The 5820-nt window shown below is 53.2% G+C and carries 3 protein-coding genes and 1 tRNA gene; 2 read left to right on the top strand and 2 right to left on the bottom strand.

From position 1 onward, the window contains the following. Nucleotides 1-326: 326 nt before the first annotated feature. Nucleotides 327-3785, bottom strand: a complete 3459-nt coding sequence (gene mfd, locus IT781_RS21245; protein WP_194972175.1) for a transcription-repair coupling factor — start codon at nt 3783-3785, stop codon at nt 327-329. Nucleotides 3786-3919: 134 nt separating this feature from the next. Further along, nucleotides 3920-4954 (bottom strand): tRNA preQ1(34) S-adenosylmethionine ribosyltransferase-isomerase QueA, encoded by a 1035-nt coding sequence (gene queA, locus IT781_RS21240; protein WP_194972174.1) that lies wholly within the window; start codon nt 4952-4954, stop codon nt 3920-3922. Nucleotides 4955-5218: 264 nt separating this feature from the next. Between queA and IT781_RS21235 the strand changes: the two genes are divergently transcribed. Both IT781_RS21235 and IT781_RS21230 read left to right on the top strand, forming a co-directional pair. Then, nucleotides 5219-5305: transfer RNA gene (locus IT781_RS21235), tRNA-Leu, on the top strand. 146 nt (nt 5306-5451) lie between these two features. Continuing rightward, a complete protein-coding gene (locus tag IT781_RS21230; RefSeq protein WP_194972173.1) occupies nt 5452-5631 on the top strand; it encodes an Arm DNA-binding domain-containing protein in 180 nt (59 codons plus the stop codon). Nucleotides 5632-5820: the final 189 nt, after the last annotated feature.

The following is a 5820-nucleotide window of genomic DNA, read 5'->3' as shown; positions in this document are numbered from 1 at the left end:
AGCTTGCAAAACGGAGGAGTCCATATATGCGGTGAGGTACGAACCGCATCGTTCGCGATTGATGTGCTTCACTGTGTGAAGCACATCCTATGCCGGATTCTGATTTCAGGAAGTAAATTTTAGCTAGATCCTAAATACTCCTGCACAACATGCCGAATAGCCAGGGAGAGGCCGCGGTAATAGTTTTAGGACTTATGCAAAAAATGCGGGGGCGACTTTAGCCGCCCCACAAGTTTTAAAACAGCTTTCCGACTTTTTCAAATCATCTCACCCCCATCTTCTCCCGTAGAGAGAAAGGCAGCCTGAAAATAAAACACCGCCCACGCCTAGTCAATCGTCAATCGCTGCAGCAACGCTGAAATAAACTCCAGCTTTTCTTGCGTCGTAGCGAACGTTTTCACAAACCTCAGCTTATCGGCGCCGTCGAATTTATAAACCTGGGCCTCGGTTTGTATCAAGGTGATCAGCTGCTCGGTATTGATAACAGGCTGCGCACTGAAAACAAGACGGCCACCGGCTGTGCTGGCTTCGACCTTCCTGATGCCCAGTTTTTCGGCCTTCTGCTTTAATTCGGCAACGCTGAACAGGGTTTTTACAGGCTCCGGCAACAGACCGAAGCGATCTATCATTTCCACTTGCAACTCGCGCAGATCCTCCTGCGTTTCGGCGCTGGCTATGCGTTTATACAGCACCAGCCGCGCATGGATGTCGGGCAGGTAATCTTCCGGTATCAAAGCCGGCGCCTGCAAATCGACTTCCGGCCCCATATCCATCGGCGCATCGAGCTCCGGCTGTTTGCCCGATTTCAATGCATTGACCGCGCGCTCCAGCAGTTCGGTATACAGCGTAAAACCGATTTCCTGGATTTGGCCGCTTTGATCGTCGCCGAGTAGCTCGCCAGCGCCGCGGATTTCCAGATCGTGCGACGACAACATGAAGCCGGCGCCCAAATCGCCCGATGCTTCAACCGCTTCCAGCCGCTTTACCGCATCCTTGCTCAACAAGGTTTTGGGCGGCACAACAAAATAGGCGTAAGCGCGATGATGCGACCGCCCTACCCGGCCGCGCAGCTGGTGCAACTGCGCCAGGCCCAGTTTATCGGCGCGGTTGATGATAATGGTGTTGGCGCTGGGAATATCGATGCCGCTTTCGATAATCGTGCTGCAAAGCAGCAGATTAAAGCGCTGATGATAGAAGTCCAGCATGATGCGTTCCAGCTCGCGCTCCGGCATCTGGCCGTGCGCGATCTCGATGCGCGCTTCCGGCACCAGCCTGCCGAGCTCCAGTGCCATTTTCTCCATTGACTTGACGTCGTTATGCAGAAAGAAAACCTGGCCGCCGCGCTTGATCTCGCGCAGGCAGGCTTCCCTGATCTGCGAATCTATCCATTCGCTGATAAAAGTCTTAATGGCATGCCGGTTCGGCGGCGGACTGGCGATAATGGAAATATCGCGCAGGCCGGACATGGCCATATTCAACGTGCGCGGAATCGGCGTCGCGGTCAGCGTCAGCATGTCCAGTTCGTTGCGAAGCTTTTTGAAGTGCTCTTTCTGGCGCACGCCGAAACGGTGTTCCTCGTCGATAATGACCAGGCCCAGCGCCTTGTACTTAATCTCGTTCGACAGCAGCTTGTGGGTGCCGATCACGATGTCGACCTTGCCCTGCTCCAGCTCGTCCGTGATTTCCTTCTGCTGCTTGGGCGTCACAAACCGCGACATGACCTCGACGCGCACGGGCCAATCGGCGAAACGATCCCTGAAATTCTGATAATGCTGCTGCGCCAGCAAGGTTGTTGGCACCAGCACGGCCACCTGCTTGCCGCTTTGCACGGCGATAAAAGCCGCACGCATCGAGACTTCGGTCTTGCCGAAGCCGACATCGCCGCAGATCACGCGGTCCATAGGCTGCGGGCTGGCCATATCATCCAGAATGGCTTCAATGGCGGTTTGCTGATCCGGCGTTTCTTCAAACGGGAAGGCGTCGGCAAAAGCCTGGTATTCGACATTATCGACATCAAACGCATGACCCTGTTTAATCGCCCGCTTGGCATGAATTTCCAGCAGTTCGGCTGCGACGTCGCGGATGCGCTCGATGGCCTTTTTCTTGGCTTTGCTCCACTGATCGCCGCCCAGCTTGTGCAAGGGCGCTTCTTCAGGACTCATGCCCGTATAACGGCCGATCACATGCAGCGACGAAACCGGCACATACAGCTTATCGTTATTGGCGTATTCCAGCGTCAGAAACTCGGCCGGAACGCCGCCGATTTCCAACGTCTGCAGCCCCATGTAGCGGCCGACGCCATGCTCCTGATGCACGACCGGCGAGCCTATCGTCAGCTCATTCAGGTTATTGACGATATTTTCCAGCTCGCGGGCCGCCGATCTCCGCCGCCGGCGCCGCTGCTGCACCTTCTCGCCGGAAAGCAGGCTTTCGGTAATAACGGCGATAGGCGGATTGTCCAGCCACAGGCCGTGATCCATAGGCGCGACCACGATACACGGCGATGTCTCGCTACGCAGAAAGTCCTGCCAGCTGTCCACCTGTCTGACCTTGATGCCATATTGCCTCAGCTTTTCGATTAGGCCTTCGCGGCGGCCGGCCGACTCGGCCACAAACAGTATTTTGCCTGCGAACTCGCGGCCGAACTGCTGAAGGGCCTGTGCCGGCTCTTTCAGCTTGGCGTCTATTGTCAAATCCGGCAACACATGACAGTTGAAATCGAGCCGATTGCCCTCAACGACAGCCTGGTTTTCAATGGTAATGCGGGCAAACGCGGCCGTTTTTTGCACCAGATCCTGCGCCGACAGAAACAACAGCTCGGGCGCCAGCAATGGCCGCTCGACGTCGTATTTTCTTTGCTGAAAACGTTCTTCGGCTTCGGCATAAAAAGCCTGCGACAGATCGGCGAAAGCCGCGGGCATGACCAAAGTCGCCGAGGCGGGCAGATAATCGAACAAAGTTGCGGTTTGCTCTATAAACAGCGGCAGATAATATTCGATGCCGCCCGGCGTAATACCTTTGCTGACATCGAGATACAAATTATTTTTAGGCGAAGCCTGGGGAAAACAATCCCTGAAAGCCTGGCGGAAATGTTTGATTGACTCATCGGTCAACGGAAACTCGCGCGCCGGAAACAGCTCGATCTGCTCTATTTTTTCCAGCGAGCGCTGGGTTTCAGGATCAAACGTGCGGATCGATTCAATGTCCTCGTCGAACAATTCGATCCGGAACGGCACCTTGCTGCCCATCGGGAACAAGTCGACTATCGAACCGCGCACGGCAAATTCGGCATGCTGAAAAACCTGCGGCACGCATTGATAGCCGACGCTTTCGAGCTTGATCCGGTTCAGCTCCAGATTGAAAATATCGCCGACCTTGACCACAAAACTGTGCGCCAGAACATGCTCGCGCGGAGCCAGCCGGTGCATTAGCGTCGTCACCGAAACGATCAGCGCGCCGCGTTTGACCTGCGGCAATAACGCCAACGTTTTTAGCCGTTCCGAAATAATTTCGGGCAGCGGCGAAAACACGTCGTAAGGCAGCGTTTCCCAGTCGGGAAAATGCAGAATCGGATGCTCGCTCCCTAAAAAGAACGCCAGCTCATGCTCCAGACGCAAGGCCGTCTGATTATCCGGCGTCACAATGACAAACAAGCGGTTTTCGTTTTTAATCGCGGAAGCCAATGCCAGCGCATCGCCGCAATCGGCCAGACCGGACCAGACCAGGGATGGATTATCTTTTTGAGGAACGCCGGGAGAAAAAATCAAATCGGGATTGTTAGCCATTACTTAACGAGCAGTCAATATAAATCGCATTATATAACAAATACTTAGCAATAATCATAAATAAATCGGCAACGTAGGTGCGGATTTATCCGCACCTAAACCGAAAAATCATCTGCCCACTTACGGAGGATAGCTTATACACGTTCCTTAACCTCCCCCAGAAACATCGCATCCCCGTAACTGAAAAACCGGTAAGATTGATCGATGGCATGCCGATAAGCCTGCATAATAGACTCATAACCGGCGAAAGCGGATACCAGCATCAGCAGTGTCGATTCAGGCAGATGGAAATTGGTCAGCATCGCATCGACGGACTTGAACTGATAGCCCGGCGTAATAAACAGATCGGTATCACCGAAACCGGCCTCAAGCCGTCCGCTTCGGGACGCCGATTCCAACGCCCTGACCGCAGTCGTACCGATGGCGATGACCCTACCGCCCCGCTCCCGAGCCTGACGCACCGCATCGACAGTATCTGAAGCCACGGAGAAAAACTCCTTGTGCATCAAATGCTCCGACAAGTCCTCCACCCTGACCGGCTGAAACGTACCGCTGCCGACATGCAAGGTCACAAAAGCCGTTTGCGCGCCTTTTGTCTTGATCTTATCCATCATAGCCTGATCAAAATGCAGGCCTGCCGTAGGCGCCGCGACCGCGCCCGCCTCTCTGGCAAAAACCGTCTGATAGCGGGTCAGATCGGATTCATCATCGGCACGCGTAATATAAGGCGGCAGCGGCATATGGCCGATTTGTTCCAGCAATTCGAATAAATTCGCCCCCGGAAATTCCAGTTGAAACAAATCGCCTTCCCGGCCCAGCACAAGGCAACGATGGCCTTCATCCAATTCGATCACCGCTCCCGCTTTCGGCGATTTGCTGGCCCGAACATGGGCAATGGCATGATGGGCATCGAGAATGCGCTCGACAAGAACCTCGACTTTACCGCCGGTTTGCTTCCTGCCAAACAGCCGCGCCGGGATAACCTTGGTATCGTTGAAGACCAGCAGATCACGCTCGCCGATCAAATCAATAAAATCGGCAAACTGCCTATCGGCTATCCAGCCTGACTCCCTGTCCATGCATAAAAGACGGCTGGCGCCGCGGTCAGGCAAGGGTTTTTGGGCGATCAGATGTTCAGGTAAATGGTAATTAAAGTCACTTTTCTTCATGGCGCGCGATGTTATCAGTTTTGAGCTGACGAATATACTTAAAAAACTGATGTTATGCAGTTGTAGGATCGAATTTACTTGTGTCCCTTGTGGGGTATTCGACCAAGGCAAACGCCTGCGTGTACCGGCCTCTGTAGTGCGAATAAATTCTCACCTATAGCGCACTAAAACAGCACATAAATCGATGCGTACGTAACATCAGGTAAAAAATTAAAAAATAAACTGGACAAGACTAAAAAAGCTTATCTATAATATGCGCTCTTTGCCGGGGTGGCGAAACTGGTAGACGCGTTGGATTCAAAATCCAATTGGGGTGACTCAGTGTCGGTTCGATTCCGACCCTCGGTACCAAATTTAGGTTCCGTGCAGTGCAAAGAACTACAAAAACCCGCAAGCTGTAAGGCTTAGCGGGTTTTTTATTGCCCAACGAAATACAATAAATACAGTAACACTCGACAATTTTTGCAGCAACTCCAAAGCGGCAAAAAAGTTACTGCATGGCAAGACAACTACTCACCAACACCGCACTGTGCAACGCCAAGCCGGAAGCCAAAGACAAGCAGCTTAATGACGGCGGCGGACTGTATCAGCTCATCAAACCCAACGGCGTTAAATGCTGTCGATTTGATCATATGAGTAAGGCGAGAAATAACTTCCTAACTGATGCTACGCAGTAAGTTGAATTCAAATCGGCTTAGGGCGAGTTATTTTCTTTTAACAGCCTGTGTAGGCTAGGTTGGAGCTTTAGCGGAAACCCGGTAGGAGCGGCCGAAACGCCGGGTTTAGCAGCCCGGCCTACCCCGCTGCCTTACCAAAATCAAGGCGAAATCCACGGTAGGGTACGCATCGCGTACCTTCTCAGCGTC

The sequence above is a fragment of the Methylobacter sp. BlB1 genome, assembly GCF_015476545.1.
GTDB lineage: Bacteria > Pseudomonadota > Gammaproteobacteria > Methylococcales > Methylomonadaceae > Methylobacter.
The sequence above is the reverse complement of the archived record's forward strand: the minus strand, read 5'-3'. Positions and strand labels throughout refer to the sequence as shown.